This is a genomic window from Aquimarina sp. KJ22-3 (genome assembly GCF_055808215.1).
Genome location: NZ_CM147859.1, coordinates 2,821,738 through 2,840,498 on the forward strand (window position 1 = coordinate 2,821,738; position 18,761 = coordinate 2,840,498).

The following is an 18,761-nucleotide window of genomic DNA, read 5'->3' on the forward strand; positions in this document are numbered from 1 at the left end:
ACCTCAAATACGAAAAATATCTACAGAAGCATCAAACTCCTTAATGACTGAACATAAATGAAATCAAAAGAAGAATTTTTTAAAAAGGTATTAGTAATGAAAAAAAGTGCCACAATCTTCCTCCTCCTCATTCTTTTTCAATCATCTGCTCAAGAATCGAATACAGATACCACCATTGATATGATCAAAAGGGTAGAAACTGGACTCACAAATCAAGTGCACATAGCCGGAGATTCCACCTGGTCTATAGAAGAACGTATGAAACACTATGGTATCCCAGGTGTAAGCATTGCGGTTATACATGATGGTAAAGTTGCATGGGCAAAAGGATACGGTGTACTAGATAAAGAAAGTAAAGCTCCTGTGACCGACAAAACACTTTTTCAAGTATCAACCATTGGCATGTCTTTAACGGCTTATGCTGCATTACGTCTTGTCGACCAAAATAAAGTGACCTTAAGTAAAGACATCAACAGTTATTTAAAATCCTGGAAATTGCCGGATAGTGAATTTACCAAAGAAAAGAAAGTGACCCTAAAAAACCTTTTGAGCCATTCTGCCGGAATAAATGTGCACGCTTTCCAAGGATATGGTACAGATGAGCCTGTCCCCACACTTTTAGAGATATTAAATGGAACTTCCCCAGCCAATTCAAATCCTGTTATTGTAGATAAAGCAATTAATGAAAATCTTTGGATTTCAGCTGGTGGCTACACGATCATTCAACAAATGATGATGGATATTGAAGGTAAAAAATTCCCAGAGCTAATGAACGAATTAGTGCTCCAACCTTTAGAAATGAACAACAGTAGGTTTGATCAATCACTTAACGCAGCACAATTAAAAACAGCAGCAACGGGTTATTTACGAGATGGTTCTATGGTAAAAGATAAAAGGCATATCTACCCAGAATTAGCTTCAAACGGATTATGGACGACTGCCGAGGATCTTGCAAAATTTGTAATCAACATACAACAAACCTTGAAAGATGAGAGTAACAAAGGATTATCAAAAGATATGGCAGAATTAATGCTTACCCCATCTTCAAAAAATCGTTATGGACAATATGGGTTGGGCTTTTTACTTTATGATAAGAAAGATGACGTCTACTTTGAGCACCACGGATGGAGTACAGGGTTTTATAGTAGGATGACTGCTCATAAAGACAATGGTTATGGTGTAGTGGTATTAACCAATACTCCGCTTCCTGCTTTTGTTTTTGAAGTGTTTCGTTCTGTCGCACTTGCTTATGAATGGGATAATTATTTCCCGGTGTATAACAAAATGGAAATTGAACAGTCTTTAGCTGATCAAATTACTGGAAGATATAGCAACAATGGTAGGATTGTTCAGGTTTTTCAAAAGGACAATCAACTGTTTTATAAAAATATAGTTGACTCGAAGGCAGAAGAACTAGTCAAAGTCTCAGATAATAGCTTTGCGAGAAGAAATTCTAGTCGGATTATACAATTCAAGCCAAATTCTGAAAATAAAACCCTCAATTTACTCTATATCAACAGTAATGATGGAACTATAGTATCAACTTTTGATAAGGCAGATACCAATAAAAAAGAACCTGTAGAATTCCTTCTTGAAGGGGACTTTGACAATGCACTTCATGCATATAGAACCTTAAAAAAACAAGATTCAATCTATCTTACTGTTACTGAAGATTATTTGAATGATCTAGGACATCGTTTTTTACGTGAGAATAGAATGACATTAGCACAAGCTGTTTTCAAAGTGAATATAGTGCTCTATCCCGATAGTTTCGAAGTATACGAAAGTTATGCAGAGGCCTGTGCAAAAAATGGAGAAATTGATTTGGCAATTTTAAATTATACCAAATCCTTGGAATTGAATCCCCAAAACAACAACACCCGACATAAAATTAAGGAGTTACAAAAAAGTGAATGAAAGCAATTTTCATCTAGTATATGCTATACACTTACAAATCCCCATAATTTCTTTATAAAAACCAGTTATCAATGACGAAATGCGGTCATCATTTAATCGTTGCACTTATCCTGTTTATAGTGTTAAAGGTGAATTATGCTATACTTTTATTCAACATCCAACTAAAAAAGCAAAGCCTCTCCGTAATTAATCATTAAATAAAAAAATCAGAATATGAAAAATGTCATCTCCATTCTTTTAACCCTAATTCTTTTTCAATCATGTGTGCAAGAATCGAATACGGATACTTCCTTTGATAAGATCAAAAAGGTAGAAACTGGTCTTACAACTCGGGTACATATAGAAGGAGATTCTACATGGACTATAGAAGAACGCATGAAACACTATGGTATTCCGGGTATGAGTATTGCGGTCATACATAATGGTGAAATTGTATGGACAAAAGGGTACGGTGTTGTGGATAAAGAAAGTCAAACCCCAGTAACCACACAAACACTTTTCCAGGCAGCAGCAACCAGTATGCCGGTAACTGCCTATGGAGCATTATGTCTTGTAGAACGAAATAAATTAGATCTGGATCAAAACATTAATAGCTATTTAAAATCCTGGAAAGTCCCAGAAAATGAATTTACCAAAGAAAAGAAAGTCACCATAAAAAATCTTTTGAATCATTCTGCCGGAATACATCCTCGAGGGACAGGGTCATATCATATAAATGACAAAATCCCAACACTTGTAGAAATCTTAAACGGAACTTCCCCTGCCAAAAACGAGCCTCTTACCGTAAATAAAGAACCTGACGAAAGTGTTCGTTTTGCATATGCTAGCTATGTACCTATTCAACAAATGATGTTGGATGTTGGGGAGAAAACGTTTCCTGAGATCATGCATGAACTCGTGTTACAACCCTTAGAAATGAACAATAGCACTTTTAATCAATCGCTTACCACAGAACAATTAACGAAGGCAGCAACAGGTTATTTACAAGATGGCACTATGGTAAAAGATGGAAGAAAAATTCATCCGTCAATGGCTTCAGATGGATTATGGACAACTGCTGAAGACTATGCTAAATTTATAACCAACGTACAGCAAACCCTAAATGGAAAGCCTACTAAAGGATTATCAAAAAATCTGACAACATTAATGGGAACACCCTATGGAGTGAGTAATCCTGGTTGGTCATTTACATTGGGGTTAGGTTTTCAGCTCATTAATAGAAACGAAGAGATCTACTTAAGGCATCACGGGTGGAATACAGGTTTTTATGGGGAGATTATGGCCCATAGAGACAAAGGTTATGGTGTGGTAGTGTTCACTAATTCTACGTTCCCAGAATTTAATGCTGAAGTGATTCGGGCTGTAGCTCTGGCTTATGATTGGGACAAATTGGTTCCAGTACATAAAAAAATAGAAGTTGAACAGTCCTTAGCAGATCAAATTATAGGTAGATATATCAATAATGGTAGGATTATTAGGGTTTTTCAAAAGGATAATCAACTATTCTATAAAAATATCCTTGACGTAGAGGCAGAAGAACTCGTCAAAGTTTCAGATAGCAGTTTTGTGAGAAGAAACTCTAGTCGACTGATACAATTCAAACCAAATTCTGAAAACGAAACGCTCAATTTAGAGTACATAAATAGAAACGATGGAACCATAGCTTTGGCTTTTGATAAAGTAGATACCGATAAAAAAGAACCTATAGAATTCCTTCTAGAAGGCGACTTCGACAGCGCACTTAATGCCTATAAGGCCTTAAAAGAACAAGACTCAACCTATCTTACCGTTACCGAAGACTATTTAAATGATCTAGGCTACGATTTTTTTCATGACGATAGGATGAAATTATCACAAGATGTTTTCAAAGTAAATATGATGCTCCATCCAGATAGTTTCAGAGTGTATGATAGTTACGCAGAAGCCTGTGCGAAAATAGGTGAAACTGATCTGGCTATTTTGAATTATACCAAATCACTGCAATTGAATCCTCAAAACAACGGTACCCGACATAAACTTGAGGAGTTACAACAAAGTAAATGAAACTAACTTTCATTTCTTCCAGTACCTACACCACGGTCAAACATTGATAAACCATTACAAACATGAAAAACAAAATAGGATTACTACTCATACTACTTTCTATAGTAATACATAACAGTTTTGCCCAACAAAAAGATCATGCCCCAGAGGCCATAGCAACACAGATCGAAGGTTCGTTTCGCGATATTCCTTATCTGGAAAATGCCTTTATCGATGCTACACCCAAGGCAAAAAAGGACAAGATCCCTGTAGGAAAACTAGGAGTGGACGGGGGCAATCAAAAAATGATTCTAACCCTTGCCAAAGAAATTGCCGATAGTCTACATGGTAGATACGACAGTTTTCTTATTGCTCACAAAGGAAAACTGATCTTTGAATCGTATTACAACCGCGGTCGTATTAATTTACCACATCCACAAGCCTCTGCCACCAAAGGATATACTAGTTTAGCGCTGGGTCGTGCGATCCAGTTGGGATATCTTAACATGGAAGACCTACATAAACCTTTGATCAGTTTTCTGAAAGATGTAGATTCCACCAAATTAGTGATGGGCGCAGAAAAAATCACCTTACATAAGGCCTTGACCATGCGTTCTGGTATACGTTTAACCGATGAGCAACGAGAGACTTTTGATAAAAACCCAGATATGCTCAAAGGACAGCAGCAAGTACGAACCTGGTTGAGCAATAGTACCCCAATTACCTCTGCTGCCCAAACTTTTAAATATAGTGGTGACGCTGCCTTGGTGATGCAAGTGATCGATGCCGTAGTACCTGGATCTGCCAAAGATTTTATTCAAAAGGAATTGCTAAACAAAATGGGCATCACCAATTATGGTTGGCCCACTGCAGATAATGGGCTACCGCAATCCGGAAGCCGAGCCAGTATCACCGCTCGGGATATGGTAAAAATTGGAACCCTTGCCAAAAACAAAGGAAAATGGAATGGTGAACAGTTGATCCCGGAAGCCTATATCAAAAAAGCCACAAGTAGAATTTTGTATACCGGTGATGAAGAACTACATTACGGTGGTAAAGATGTATCCCGACAGGGCTATGGGTATTTCTGGTGGAGTGCCAACCTACAATGCGGGGATAAAAGTTATTTTGCCAGATCAGCACAAGGAGGGTATGGTCAGTTTGTGGTGTTGATCGACGAATTAGATTTGATGGTAGTACATACCGCTCATGATAACGATACCAACTATATGCAAATCATCGCAGAGCGAGTATTACCAGCATTTATAAATGAATAACATAAACAATGAAAAAACCGTATTTCATCATATTCTCACTTATGGGAATCCTACTTTTATTGGCTTGCAACACAAACAAAAAGCAACAAAAACAGTCCCTTTGGGTGAATCTCTAGAATTCCCAATTTTTCTTGGTAATTACCCTTTCTTCCCAAAAAGCAAAAAATCCTGAGAACCTCGATTACTCAAGAATAGATCTTGGATACCATCACCGTTTACATCCACAAAGTCGATATCAAATCCTCTTCCTTTGATAGATGCGGGCATAAAGGTACCTGTAGCATCAGAAAATGATCCTTTGCCGTCATTAATATATACACTAAATGGGCTATCCCCATCAAATCGAGCGCCACTGGTGTTCCCCGTCATGATATCAACATCCCCATCACGATCTATATCCAAAAAAGCGACTCCAAAACAACGGTGTTCATCTTTGGGGAGGTGAGTAATGGTAATGTCTGAGAAAAATCCTTTTCCATCATTCAATAACAATCGATTCTGTCGTAAGGCATTGGGTACAAAGGCCTGCACATTTCCGTATAAAATATCCAGATCTCCGTCGCCATCAATATCCGCGGTAACCACTTCTCTGGTTTCTTCAGGTTCGCTGCGATAGGGCAGCCGATCTGCAGATTGATCTTTAAAAAAACCTTTGCCGTCATTTACCAATATGCGATTGGCATCTTCGTTTGCCACCAGTATATCCTGATCCCCATCCATATCAATATCGCATAGCGTAAGATCCTGGGTTAAATCCGTAAATGCACCAAAACGCTCTAGGGTTTCATCTTTAAAATGCCCTTTACCATCATTAATTAATACATTGTTCTGGCCATTGTTACCAATGAGTATATCTGGAACCCCGTCATTGTTTATATCATAAACCACCACCGAGTTTGAGGTTCCAGTTACAGGAATTCGATCTCCACCATCAGTAAAGGTACCATCTCCATTATTGAGATACAATTCGTTGGTTTTATCATCTTCACTCACCACAATGATATCGGGATCTCCATCTCCGTCAAAATCGGCAATACCAATATCCTCGCTATCATGAGCAATTTGAGGAATACGTTTACTTTCATTGGTGAACTTTCCTTTCCCATCATTGATGAGTAAGATATTAGGTTTATGCTCATTGGCGATCAAAATATCAGGATCTCCATCTCCGTCCAGATCAGCAATTCCCGCATCCATAGAAAGGGCTTGCAGATCTTGAAATGGCAAGTGGGTTAGGGTAGCATCAGTATACAAAACGGTAGCTTTTTGTTCTTGACTATGCCCATGGAGCATAATCCCAAACATTAGCAAGAATATAGGACTCTTTTTCATCGATTTGTGTGGTTTTTTGCTAATGTAAGCTATTTTAGAATGAATTTAAAACGGTAAAAGTGGAGGAGAAGGTATACCGTTGTTATTCCTCCAAAAAGCTTACTTTAGATGGCACAAGTATGATTTAAATATGATCTCCTTCGATTGGTCTTCCTTAATTCTGTTTAGCGGTATTATTAATGCTATTTTCGCCATCTTCTTTTTGGTGTTAAATAGTAACCGTTATGCGTTTAAATACGCATTATGGATCAAGGTGTTTTTGGTATGTGTCATCTTGATACTATTTGAACGAATCATTAGATTTTCGGATTTAGAAGCCAACTATCCCAAATTATTATTCATTACCAGTCCTTTATTCTTTTGGATTCTTCCTTTAGTTTACGTTTTTCAAAATCGATTCAACAGTAAATCAAACTATTGGTATTTACACTTTATATTCCCAACAGTAATGCTCTTTGTGTTCATGCCGACAATACTGATGAGTGATACTGATAAGTTGAATATGTACTATAGCGAAGGGATAACCGACCCCATATGGATAGTCTTGTTGTATCTGCTATTTGCTATGTATTATTCTGTTCGTACGTTTATTGCCAATCGAAAACACAAAACTCTTTTGTTAAACACATCTGCTAATAATCATATCGAGTTGCAATTGTTTGCTAACAAATTGGTGTTTTTGGCAAGTATATGCATTAGTGCTATCCCCATTTCATTGTTACTTCAATATGTAGATACAAATTCTAGAGTTATAGATAAATTATTGTTCATTATCTTTTCCTCAGTACCACATTTTATACTGATTTCTCTAGTTAACTTAAAGCCAGTTGAAAGCTTTGAGGATCTACAAAGCAAAGCAAAACAAACCATTGAACAACAGAATGTAGAAGCTGCAAAAGCCGAGTTAGTAGTTTTTATGACGAAATATAAACCCTATCTGAATCAAGATTTGAACTTACCTACATTAGCTAATTTGATGCATTGGAATCGAACTCAACTTTCGATGGTTATCAATAAAGGTTTTGAAAAGAATTTCTATGATTACATTAATGAGTACCGCTTGGAAGCAGTTATTGAGCAATTGAACAATGGTGCTTACAAAAACTATTCATTAGATTATATTGTTAGTGAATGTGGCTTTAAAAATTACACCTCGTTTTACAGAATTTTTAAAAGAGTACAAAAAAATCACCCAAAGAGTATTTAAGAAACTTAAAAAACGACTAAATACATTGCATTGTATCCTCTGTAATGTTTAAAAACGTTTATTGCTAAGGAGTGTTGCTAGATTTGTGAACAACTTAAATCATAAAATCTATGCGCTTTCTTATCATAAGTTTACTGCTAGTCATATATGCTGAAACTGTTTTTGCTCAACATGTTGATCAAAACATTTTAAATGAAATTAAAGCAAAAGCAAAACAAACACATTCTGATGCGGTTATCATCATCAAAGATGGCAAAACCATATACAAGGACTACTTTAATAAAGAAAATAAACCTATCTACATTGCTTCTGCAGGGAAATCATTGGTAAACCTTGCCATAGGAAAGCTTATCGACAGTAAACAGTTGGATTCCTTAGATCAACCAGTATATACTTTATTCCCAGAATGGAAACAAGGCAAGAAAAAAGATATCACCATACGGATGCTACTAAATCATACTTCTGGAATTCAAAACTATCAAAATGCAAGTGTCGAATTAGAACCAGCGCCTAATTATAAGGTTAAAAATATCATTAATCTGGCCCTTGCTGCCGAACTTTCAGACATTCCGGGAGAAAAATTTGACTATAACAACAAAGCTGTTGCCTTATTAGGAGGGATTGTTGAAAAGGCATCAGGAAAACGTTTTGATCATTTTTTTATCGATGAATTCTACAAACCGATGAGCATTGCAAATTATGATTGGATTCAAGATGAATCAGGAAACCCAACGACTCATGGAGCCTTTGTTATACAACCGGATGATTTGATAAAATTTGGAATATTGCTTTTAAACAAAGGACTTTATAACGGCCAAAGAATAATTAGCGAATCCTGGATCAAAGAATCCTTCAAACAAGGACAAGAATTCGACCAAAGATTTGGTTTGTTATGGTGGCGAAAACCGGCTTTTGAAAGAAGAATTATTGATGAAAGCATTTGGAAAACATGGAAAGATGCTAATGTTAGTCCATCCTTTCTTCAGAAAATGAAACCCTTAAAAAACAAACGTTATACTAGTAAACATGAGTTTTTTGATGATTTAAGACAGCTATTGGGAGAACAATGGAGTACAACTATGAATCAAAATTTGGGTTCGGATTTAAGATGGAGCAAAAGCATATATAGTGACGCGATCGTAGCCTATTATGCTGATGGATACCGAGGAAATTACTTAGTCATTGTTCCAGAAAAAAACATAGTAGCCATTAGATGCGCAGACCATGAAGGGTTTAATTATCAAACCGATTTTTTTGTTGACTTTGTAGATCTAGTTGTTCAATTATAGTGTTGATAGGTTTTTAACCTATTTTAGTTATTTTTATGTCCTTTAATCACATAAATGACTACTCAACCTAAGTTTCCACGTTCCTTTTTTAAACGTATTCCTCATGCTATAACCATGTTGTTTGGCATCATCATCTTTGTTGCCCTTTTAACCTATGTACTTCCTGCAGGAATGTATGAGCGCATACAAGTCAATGGTAGAAGCGCCGTTGTTCCTAACTCATACAAGGTGATCACGTCTACACCTATAGGGTTATTGGATATGTTTAAGGCAATTCCTTTGGGATTTAAAGCAGCTTCTGAGATCATTTTTATCGTACTAGCTGGAGGGATTACGTTTGGCTTTATGGATAGAACCAAAGCGGTAGAAAATGGAGTAGGAACCTTGGTTAGAAAATTGGGGCAAAAAAACAAAGTATTGATCATCATTATCATGACATTTATCTATGGTATGTTAGGCGTGGCTATAGGCTATGAAAATAATATTGCCATGGTGCCCATTGCAGCTGTATTAAGTCTTGCCCTTGGTGGGGATTTAATTTTGGCAGCTGGGATTTCTGTAGGAGCCATGACCATAGGATTTGGTTTGTCTCCTATCAATGCCTATACTGTTGGAACTGGACATAAACTTGCAGAACTCCCTATGTTCTCAGGAGCTTTATTACGCAGCGTGTTATGTTTTGTAGCCCTAAGTTTTATGGCCTTTTATAATGTTCGCTATTTTAAAAGGATTACCGCAAATCCAGACAAAAGCCTAGGAAAGAACCTTGATCTTAGTGAATTATCTCTTTCAAAACCCATTAGTGAATACCGTTTAAGCGGTAACAACATCATGGTGATTGCCATTTTTACGATTGGACTTTTGGTCATTCTATACGGAGTCTTCAATTTCAATTGGTACATCAACGAGCTATCGGCCGTTTTTCTAATGATTGCACTTCTTTGCGGATTGGTATCCAAAATGGGCGCCACACAGATGAGTGAAACCGTATTAAAATCAGTAAGTATTGCCGCTCCCGGAGCCTTTATGGTTGGTTTTGCTACCTCTATAAAGGTATTGATGGAAATGGGGAATATTGGAGATACGATTTCTTATGAACTCTCCAGTATTTTGCAAGGTTTACCACTACACGTAGCCGCTATTTGTATGACCATTTCGCAATCGGTGATTAACTTTTTTATCCCTTCAGGAAGTGGACAGGCCTTGGCGACACTACCAGTTATGCTTCCTTTGGGAGAATCCCTTGGTCTTACCAAACAAGTGACTATTTTGGCTTTTCAGATGGGGGATGGGTTATCTAACTTAATTAACCCTACCTTAGGTGGATTAATTGCCATGTTGAGCATGTGTCGCGTGCCCATTGATCGATGGATTCGTTTTATATTTCCAGTATTACTCAGTTTAATAAGTATTGCCTTTTTAACCTTAATTATAGCAGTAGCAACAAATTATAGCTAATTATGAATGCAGCAGAAATTCTCTCAAAACTCGTATCATTTCCAGTCCTGGGGGGCGAAAGTAATTTAAGTATTATTCATTGGATCAAAGAATATATTGAATCCTATGATATTGAAGTACAGTTAGTCCCTAATCCAGAAGGAAACAAAGCTTCTTTACATTGTAGAATAGGTCCTGCTGTGGATGGAGGGGTGATCCTTTCTGGTCATACCGATGTAGTCCCGGTAAAAGGGCAAAAATGGGATACCGATCCGTTTGTATTGACCGACAAAGGAGATGGAAAGCTATACGGAAGAGGTTCATGCGATATGAAAGGGTTTATCGCTTGTTGTCTAGCAGTGTTGCCGCAAATGGCCAAAGCAGAGTTGAAAAAGCCTATTTATTTTGCCTTTTCTTATGATGAAGAAATAGGATGCTTGACAGGACCTGAGTTAGCACGTGCAATTAACAGTTTTTATACAGAAACTCCTAAATATGCGATTATAGGGGAACCTTCTTTGATGGAACCTATCGTAGGGCAAAAAGGAATTTACATTCTAGAAACTTATGTCACTGGTTCTGAAGGGCACAGCAGTCGTATCAAACAGGAGGTGAGTGCTATACACGAATCCATGCGTCTTATTCTTTGGCTAGAGAATAAAATGAATCAATTAATAGAGAGTAAACAATTTGACGATCGTTTTCATCCGCCGCATTCAACCATCCATATTGGGTTAGTCAATGGAGGAATTGCGCCTAATATCATTGCCGATAAGGCTCATTTTTACTGGGACTTACGTACTATCCCAATGGATGATGTCAACACCATTATCGCTGAGTTTGAAGGGTATTGCAAAGAACGAGTAGGGGAGTTGCAAAAGGTGTTCCCTGATTTTTCTATAAAAACGATTGAAAATCATCCCGCGGTACCGCATTTGGATACCAAAGATGATGCAGATGTCGTGCATTTGGTAAAAAAGATCTGTGGCAGATCCGAATTGAACACCGTGGCGTATGCCTCGGAAGCTGGTCAATTTGCGGATGAAGGATTTCAATCGATTATTTGCGGACCAGGATCTATCGCCCAAGCACATAGAGCTAACGAATTTATAGCCAAAGAACAACTAGATAAAGGGGTAGTGATGATTGACAAACTCATTGAGGAGTTGTCATTCGATCATTTTGTGTAGAAGAGATTTAGCTTGTTTTAATATATCCGATATCACCAAAATAACTACACTCCGCTAAGGTTATATAATTATGAATTTTAGGATTAAACCTTCGGACCACTATAGGCATACTACTAAGGGATGTGCTGGTTATAGTATTATAATACAGTAACTTAAATAAGGGTGGCCTAAGTAAAATTTTCTTCTCAAGTATGGTTTCCCATAAAAAAGGTGTTGCAAAACCGCTTATTTTTATATATAATTCTATAACAATTGCTTTGTTCTCTTTTTGAAGATGACTCACCCCTAAACTCAAAAGGTAATTGTTATTCTCATTTTCCCAATTCTATTTCTTGAATACCTCTAAGGTTATACCCTGTATTGGGTATTTACTTTATCACTATTGCAGTGTATACTTGTATTGTTAAAGATTTTAAATCGATTCTTATTAAAAATCATATATAAACAACAATGTTAACTATTACACGTAAAGCAAAGATTATGAGAAACTTATTGTTACTTTTTTTATTAGGAATATCCTTTGGTTCCTTTGGACAAGAAACCCTTTATAAAAGCTATGAGGTTACCAATTTTATTGACTTTCTAAAAGAAGGGAAACGTCAATATGATTTTACTAATCTCACTGAAAAAGAAAAATCAAAAGTAAAATTTTTGCTAAAAGAGAAATGTTCATCTTATGACGAACTAACAGCAGAAAACAAGGAAAAAATAGATGCCAAGTTTAATCTTGTAGCTACTGGCGTAATACCAAGCATTGAATTAAAAGATTGCGCAGGAAATGTCTATCGCATCGATAAATCCAACGCAAGTAATCCTGCAACAAAAAAATTGATTGGTATCAAAGAAACCCTAAGGGCAGGAACATTCGGTGAATCAAAAACAAATGAAAAAACCTATAAAGCTGGTCTCCTTTTTAAAGAGGATAAACTGTACGTGAATTTATGGCCATTTAAAGAAAAATCTAATGTAGATGATGATGATCATCAAGCACAGGAGGGAATTAAATTAACGGTTACAGCTTATTCTGACAGAGATGATAAAAAAAACGTAATTTCAGACGACAATGACTTGAATGTAACAAAGGATACAAGAGAAGTACTCTTTTACAAAATACCTGATGATCATACTGCCAAATTTAAGTTTACTGAGTATACTATGACGGCGATCACGATTCCTTTGAAATATAGATTTAGAACAGATAGAGCTGCTATCGATGCATCCGACGAAGAAAACCCTACGCAAATTTCAATTGAAAGCGAAGAATTCAGTACCTCGGTAAATGTTGCTTTTTTTGGAGGTTACACATGGGGAAAAACAAAATTTACCCATCGTAAAAAGATTGGAAACAGGATTTTTACCACTAAAAACACCATTGGTCTTTTTGTGGGTCCTTCTGCCGTTGAATTGAAGGCAACTAATACTGACATTACGTTAAGTCAACCCCAGGGAGATAGAGAAGGGACCTTCGGGACGGTAAGTTTTGGAATTGGCTATGTAAGAAGCTGGAACAAAATTAGTGTGGGAGTATTTGGAGGTATCGACAAAGGGGTGGGTCGTGTAGCTGAAGCCTGGGTATACGACGGTAAACCTTGGTTAGGAGTAGGTATTGGTTATGACTTATTCAAGCTGTGATCTTTAACCTAATCATAAATAATAAGGCCTAAAGCCTTTAGCCATAAAGTTCAACCAAAAAATAAACAAATCATGATTACTAAGAATTCAAAATTGTGGAAATACATCTCTAACTTCTTTGTTTCTATTGATCAGTTAGGAAATGTCATTGCAGGTGGAAATCCGGATAATACCATATCAGCAAGAGTTGGGTATTATAATTTTTATAAACATAGCCCTCAGACCGTGCCCTGGTATTGGTTATGGTTTATGAAAATAATTGATACCACCTTTTATCCGGTAGATGGTCCAAATCATTGTCTCGAGGCATACTATAATGACTCTGGGGAGATCTTTGATAATCGTGTTACTAATTTTTTTATTGCGATTGCAGCTGCATTAATTATCATCCCAAGCTGTATCGTGATTGCCATTGTACTTTATCTATTGGCAGCCTTACAAATCGTAAAAAGAAAGACAATAGAAAGGAACAAGAATGTAGAAAAACGTATACATTCCTGTAATTTACTGTTGACTGGTTTACTGAACGAAATCGATCGTTATGGCCCAGGTTCTCCATTAGACGAGGCAAAAGAAAAACACAAAGTACTGACTGAAAAAACAGGCGAATTAGGTGATCTATTACATCAGATTTAAAAATAAAAATAGCGTCATTTACCGCTAAACAAGAACCACTGTACAAATTACATTTTAATGTGCTTGCGTTATGGTTTTATTGATTACTCATTGTCTTTACGAGTTCTCAACCTTTTTAATATATTCTGTAGGAGTAAAATTTGTTATTTCTTTGAATGCCTTATAAAAAGTAGATTTAGAATTAAACCCAACATCAAAAGCTATAGATACAACTGTAAATTCTTTATGTTTATTTTCTTTGATTCTTTGCAAAAAATCCTCAACTCTATATTCATTAACCAGTTCGTAAAAAGTTTTTTGATAGCTATTATTAATAACCCATGACAGCTTATTAGTAGTAGTATTAATTTCATTAGCCAAAATTGATAAACTTAATTCTGGTCTGAGATATCCTTTCTCTTTTTTGAAAAAACTATCAATCAAATTTTGGATCGCATATATTTCTTTTTCGCTTAGCCTATGCTTTCTTTTGGATTCACTTTCAATATGTAATGGAAAACGAATTTTAAATATTTCTGGATGTTTTAAACTATAAAAACCTACTATATAAATTTGTATTCCAAAAATTAAACATGATATATCCCAGATCATTCTAATATCAATCGGTAATTTAACAACAAAGCGTTCAATAATACCTAACCACCAAAAAATCATATAAAACCACAGACAAATGAGCATAATCTCTATATACTTTATAATGGTTTGATTAAAAGAAAGTTCTTGTTCTTCATTCTTCTTATAGTAATTCAATAGTCTATGTGATTTGAATAAATAAGCCGAAATGGAAACAAAAAAAATGACGTCGTTCCAAAACAATAAAGTCGTAAAATAGCTATTAAAATCTTTTATTGAATCATAAGTATAAATATGAAAAAAACAGTATGCTAAATACAATAGTGCCGGCAAGTAGTGATAGTACGCTAGTCGATAGTTTCCGTTTTTATAAAAAAGTAATCGTCTAATATAGATGTAAACTAAAGGGCCAATTAAAAGATAAAGAGTATTAATAAAAGAGTTGTATCGCCGTAAAAAGTCTCTCTCTAATTCATCGCCTATTGCTCTTTCCAACAAAAAAACGCTGTATATAGCTAATAAGTACTGTATAATCCTGTTTGCTCCCGTATGCTTTTTGGGGATATACTGAATGGCAAAAATTAAAAAAATACACTGACCAATAATCAATATCAAAAAAAGCTCATACAGCGATATACTCATCCACTTGATATTTTTTAGTTTTTAAGTTCAAACATGGTTGCGTTTTAATCGTACCTAAAAATAGGTTGAATATCTTTTATCATTGTAAAAGATGAACATTTTACTTTGTTAGAATTTGTTCTTTGTTTATGAATAATATTAAAAAATAGTCTGATACTATAGTTTAGGACATCTAATAACTACAATAGTTACACTTGATGATAAAAAAAGTTTTCTTTACCAAAAATCAATGTACCACTATGGAATCTAATTATTTATTCATCCTCATTATTTGTTTATTACTATCATGTAAAAACAATAGTCAATCAACATCAAATGATACGCAGTCTAACGAAACAGAAAACTTATATTTTTCAAAAGTCGACTTTACAAAAGCTAAAATTTCCTCAGAAGGATATTCAAAAAACTTTAGTTTACATAACGATGCTTACCTAAGTATTGTTTTCAACTTAGACAAACCACTAATACATAGTCTTAAAGAGTTAGCTCCAACCTTATCTGAAGATGAACTATTAAGTAAAGGGAATTTTCAATTTTCATATTTGGTAGATGGAAAAATAATCTATGTAGAGAACTTAAACACTGGAGCAGGGACTAAAACCCGAAAAACAGAGAAACTTAGACAAGTAGTACCATTAGTAGCACCGGAACGAATAGGTTTTTGGGGCTGGTTTATGTGGCAAAGATTTATGAAATTTAATGGTGGACTGGATGCGTTTACAGAAGGAAATCATACCTTAAGCATAGAAATCAAGCCTTATTTAAGAGATGGTACGTTAAAAGTAGGCCCTCTTTTGGCAAAAGGAAGTATTGCTGTGGAAGTAATTATAGATGAAAATTTAATTCCTGTTCAAAAAATACAGCCTAATAGTGGTTGGAAAATTTCTAAAACTAATTTTGATAAACACAAAATAGAAGCACTCAATAGAAAAATAGCAGAAGGTAGATTTGAGGATATTAATGGAATTGTGGTGATAAAAGATGGCAAACTTTTAATAGAGGAATATTTTAACGATGCAACAAGAGATAGTTTACACAACCCTATGTCGGTAGGAAAGTCATTTGCCTCTACAATACTAGGAATTGCCATTAAAGAAAAATTCATAAAAGACGAAAATGCTTTGTTAAAAGATTTTTACGATTTAAAATCATATAAAAATTATAGTCCAAAAAAAGATGCTGTAACACTAAAATCACTTTTAACAATGAGTTCCGGGTTTCTTGGTGATGATAATGACGATGACAGTCCAGGGACTGAATACAAAATGCAATCTACTAATAATTGGGTGAAATTCACTTTAGATTTACCCATGCATAAAGACAAAATCATAGGCCAAGACTATAATTACTTTACTGCTGGTTCTAATTTACTTGGGGATATTATACATAAATCAGTTCCAAACGGGCTGGTTTCTTATGCCGATGAAAAATTATTTGCTCCATTAGGCATTACTAATTACAAATGGTTTTATACCCCTCAAAACATTGCATATACTGGTGGAGGTATACAACTACGTGCTTTGGATTTTGCTAAATATGGACAGTTATACAAAAATAAAGGTCTTTGGAATGGCAAACAAATTCTCACTAAATCTTGGGTAGAAAAGAGTTTAGCCAAGCAAGTATCGCAAGATTATGGAGGAGTAGAAGGCTTGCATTATGGTTATCTTTTCTGGAATAAAGTATATACAATCGATGGTAAGGATTATGAAGTATCTTTTGCCACTGGCAACGGGGGCAACAAAATTTTTATTTTTAAAGACATTCCTTTTGTGGTTGTTATCACTGCTTCGGCTTATGGTAAATCAGGTACTCACGCCAATGTTGATAAAATGATGATAGATTATATATTACCTGCAGTGTTAAAACCTTAAAAACGTAAAAAAGAGAAATCACTATCTGAATTGATATAAGCAGTGATCGTTCATTGTACGACATAGGAGGGAAGCATAATGAGTGTGAAACGATAATGATCTTAGGATACTATAATAGTACATCCAGAAATCAGTAACTATATAATAGTTACTGATTCGCTATAAGACGCGCCCACTTCTCAAAACCTATTCAATTTCAGATCGTTCTCCTTGTTCTTCTACCAAATAGTGTTTATTTACTGCGATGTTATTAAGCGTATCCACAATACCTGACGGCCATTGTAAAATAATGCTCTTAATTTGGGTCGAATGACCCAAACCAAAATGCATTTCATAATCATCCTGGCTTCCATATCCGGTTACAGGATACATCCACCTATGGATACGTTTTTCTTTTTGATCCATAGTGAAATCAAGGATAGCTTGAGTACCTATACCATTGCGATTAGATTGTACACCGCGGAGTCTTATGGTTATCCAATTGTTGTCTGTGGTATTATTTTTATAAAACCTATTGATTTGATCATTACTTCCCCAGTTGGCCACAAAAATATCCAGATCTCCATCCCGATCAAAATCCGCATGAGCAGTGCCCGCAGAGGTGTCGGCATGTTTTGTAATTTGATCGGTTAAATCTTGAATAAATGTACCATCCCCTTTATTGAGGTATAAAAAATTATGCATATCAGGTCTATAGGTGCCATTTGCGATAAAAAGATCAATATCACTATCATTATCATAATCTCCCCAGGTATGCCCTTTAGAAGCTCCTCCTTGTTGCTGGGTTAATATACTTTCTTTGACAACGGTTAAATTCCCTTGACCATCATTATTATATAAAAAATTCTGTTTGTCAAAATTTGCCAGAAATAGATCCAAATCCCCATCTCCATCATAATCCGCCATAGATACTCCGTAGGAGTACCCTATATCTTCAACCACATGTCCGGTATTCACTTTTTCAAATTCCCAATTTCCTAAGTTTTTAAAATAGAGATTGGGTTTTCGGGCATTGGCTACATAAAAATCGGGGAGACCATCATTATTTAGATCTCCACATCCACAAGCACGACCTCTGCCATTACCACTGGTTAGCGGGCTGTCATTCATCCTTTCAAACACTCCATGCCCTTGATTTTTGAATACCAGATTGGTTCCACTTCCTGAAGCGACTATAAACACATCCAAATCCCCATCATTTTCGATATCCACCCAACAGGCCATAGAAGCTGCAATATCATCAGCCGTTAAAGGATGATCAACAATTCTTTTGAAGCCCATATTTTCGATATTTTCAAAGAGAAAGTTCCCTTCTTGACCTCTGCTCACCACATATAAATCCAGATCTCCATCATTATCATAATCTACCCAGTTTACGCCTTGCGAATTCCCACTGTGTTTCACGACTTCAGAATACACGTCTGCTCCCGCAGCATCACTGGTCATTTTTTTAAAGGTACCGTTTCCATTATTTCGGTATAAAAAATTCCATTGGCCATTAGAATTGGCAACATACAGATCCGGATCACCATCCTGATCGTAATCGCCCCAGGCCACTCCGCGGGATAAATTGCCATCTGTTGCTATTCTTCCGGTAGTTATTGGTTCGAATATGCCAGTTGGTATACTTTCTTTTTTGATGGTGTCCTCGTTAACCGTCTGTTTGCAAGCTAGTATAGACAGGAAGGGAAGGAGCGCGACGAAAACTTTGATTTTGAATTGCATAGCCTAAT

General features: G+C 35.8%; 13 protein-coding genes. 10 read left to right on the forward strand and 3 right to left on the reverse strand.

Annotated elements, in window-relative coordinates; translation table 11 throughout:
• Nucleotides 1-96 precede the first annotated feature (96 nt).
• From AC0L3Q_RS13135 to AC0L3Q_RS13145, 3 genes are all read left to right on the forward strand, one after another.
• Nucleotides 97-1,917 carry a serine hydrolase gene (locus AC0L3Q_RS13135; protein ID WP_473279905.1) on the forward strand — a complete coding sequence of 607 codons (1,821 nt, stop codon included), beginning with the start codon at nucleotides 97-99 and terminating at the stop codon, nucleotides 1,915-1,917.
• 213 nt (nucleotides 1,918-2,130) lie between these two features.
• Nucleotides 2,131-3,960 (forward strand): serine hydrolase, encoded by a 1,830-nt coding sequence (locus AC0L3Q_RS13140; protein WP_473279907.1) that lies wholly within the window; start codon nucleotides 2,131-2,133, stop codon nucleotides 3,958-3,960.
• A gap of 62 nt (nucleotides 3,961-4,022) precedes the next feature.
• The gene (locus AC0L3Q_RS13145; RefSeq protein WP_473279909.1) at nucleotides 4,023-5,216 is read left to right on the forward strand and encodes a serine hydrolase domain-containing protein; all 1,194 of its coding nucleotides are present in this window, start codon (nucleotides 4,023-4,025) and stop codon (nucleotides 5,214-5,216) included.
• Nucleotides 5,217-5,354: 138 nt separating this feature from the next.
• Here AC0L3Q_RS13145 and AC0L3Q_RS13150 read toward each other — a convergent pair whose 3' ends face one another.
• On the reverse strand, nucleotides 5,355-6,548 hold the full coding sequence (locus AC0L3Q_RS13150; RefSeq protein WP_473279911.1) for an FG-GAP repeat domain-containing protein: 1,194 nt from the start codon (nucleotides 6,546-6,548) through the stop codon (nucleotides 5,355-5,357).
• Nucleotides 6,549-6,678: 130 nt separating this feature from the next.
• Here AC0L3Q_RS13150 and AC0L3Q_RS13155 point away from each other — a divergent pair, with 130 nt between their 5' ends.
• The 6 genes from AC0L3Q_RS13155 to AC0L3Q_RS13180 all read left to right on the forward strand — a co-directional run bounded on the left by AC0L3Q_RS13155 (nucleotide 6,679) and on the right by AC0L3Q_RS13180 (nucleotide 13,939).
• Complete coding sequence (locus tag AC0L3Q_RS13155) at nucleotides 6,679-7,755, forward strand: helix-turn-helix domain-containing protein (RefSeq protein WP_473279913.1); 1,077 nt, start codon at nucleotides 6,679-6,681, stop codon at nucleotides 7,753-7,755.
• A 110-nt stretch (nucleotides 7,756-7,865) separates the two neighbouring features.
• A complete protein-coding gene (locus AC0L3Q_RS13160; protein WP_473279915.1) occupies nucleotides 7,866-9,044 on the forward strand; it encodes a serine hydrolase domain-containing protein in 1,179 nt (392 codons plus the stop codon).
• A 54-nt stretch (nucleotides 9,045-9,098) separates the two neighbouring features.
• Nucleotides 9,099-10,502, forward strand: a complete 1,404-nt coding sequence (locus AC0L3Q_RS13165) for a YfcC family protein (RefSeq protein ID WP_473279917.1) — start codon at nucleotides 9,099-9,101, stop codon at nucleotides 10,500-10,502.
• Nucleotides 10,503-10,504: 2 nt separating this feature from the next.
• A complete protein-coding gene (gene argE, locus AC0L3Q_RS13170) occupies nucleotides 10,505-11,671 on the forward strand; it encodes an acetylornithine deacetylase (protein ID WP_473279919.1) in 1,167 nt (388 codons plus the stop codon).
• Between the two features lie 480 nt (nucleotides 11,672-12,151).
• Entirely contained in the window at nucleotides 12,152-13,303 is a 1,152-nt protein-coding gene (locus AC0L3Q_RS13175; RefSeq protein ID WP_473279921.1) for a hypothetical protein, read from the forward strand.
• A gap of 72 nt (nucleotides 13,304-13,375) precedes the next feature.
• A complete protein-coding gene (locus AC0L3Q_RS13180) occupies nucleotides 13,376-13,939 on the forward strand; it encodes a hypothetical protein (RefSeq protein WP_473279923.1) in 564 nt (187 codons plus the stop codon).
• 96 nt (nucleotides 13,940-14,035) lie between these two features.
• Here AC0L3Q_RS13180 and AC0L3Q_RS13185 read toward each other — a convergent pair whose 3' ends face one another.
• Entirely contained in the window at nucleotides 14,036-14,689 is a 654-nt protein-coding gene (locus AC0L3Q_RS13185; RefSeq protein ID WP_473279925.1) for a helix-turn-helix domain-containing protein, read from the reverse strand.
• Nucleotides 14,690-15,393: 704 nt separating this feature from the next.
• Here AC0L3Q_RS13185 and AC0L3Q_RS13190 point away from each other — a divergent pair.
• Nucleotides 15,394-17,028 carry a serine hydrolase domain-containing protein gene (locus tag AC0L3Q_RS13190; protein ID WP_473279927.1) on the forward strand — a complete coding sequence of 545 codons (1,635 nt, stop codon included), beginning with the start codon at nucleotides 15,394-15,396 and terminating at the stop codon, nucleotides 17,026-17,028.
• Nucleotides 17,029-17,214: 186 nt separating this feature from the next.
• Here AC0L3Q_RS13190 and AC0L3Q_RS13195 read toward each other — a convergent pair whose 3' ends face one another.
• Entirely contained in the window at nucleotides 17,215-18,753 is a 1,539-nt protein-coding gene (locus tag AC0L3Q_RS13195; protein WP_473279929.1) for a CRTAC1 family protein, read from the reverse strand.
• Between the last annotated feature and the right edge of the window lie 8 nt (nucleotides 18,754-18,761).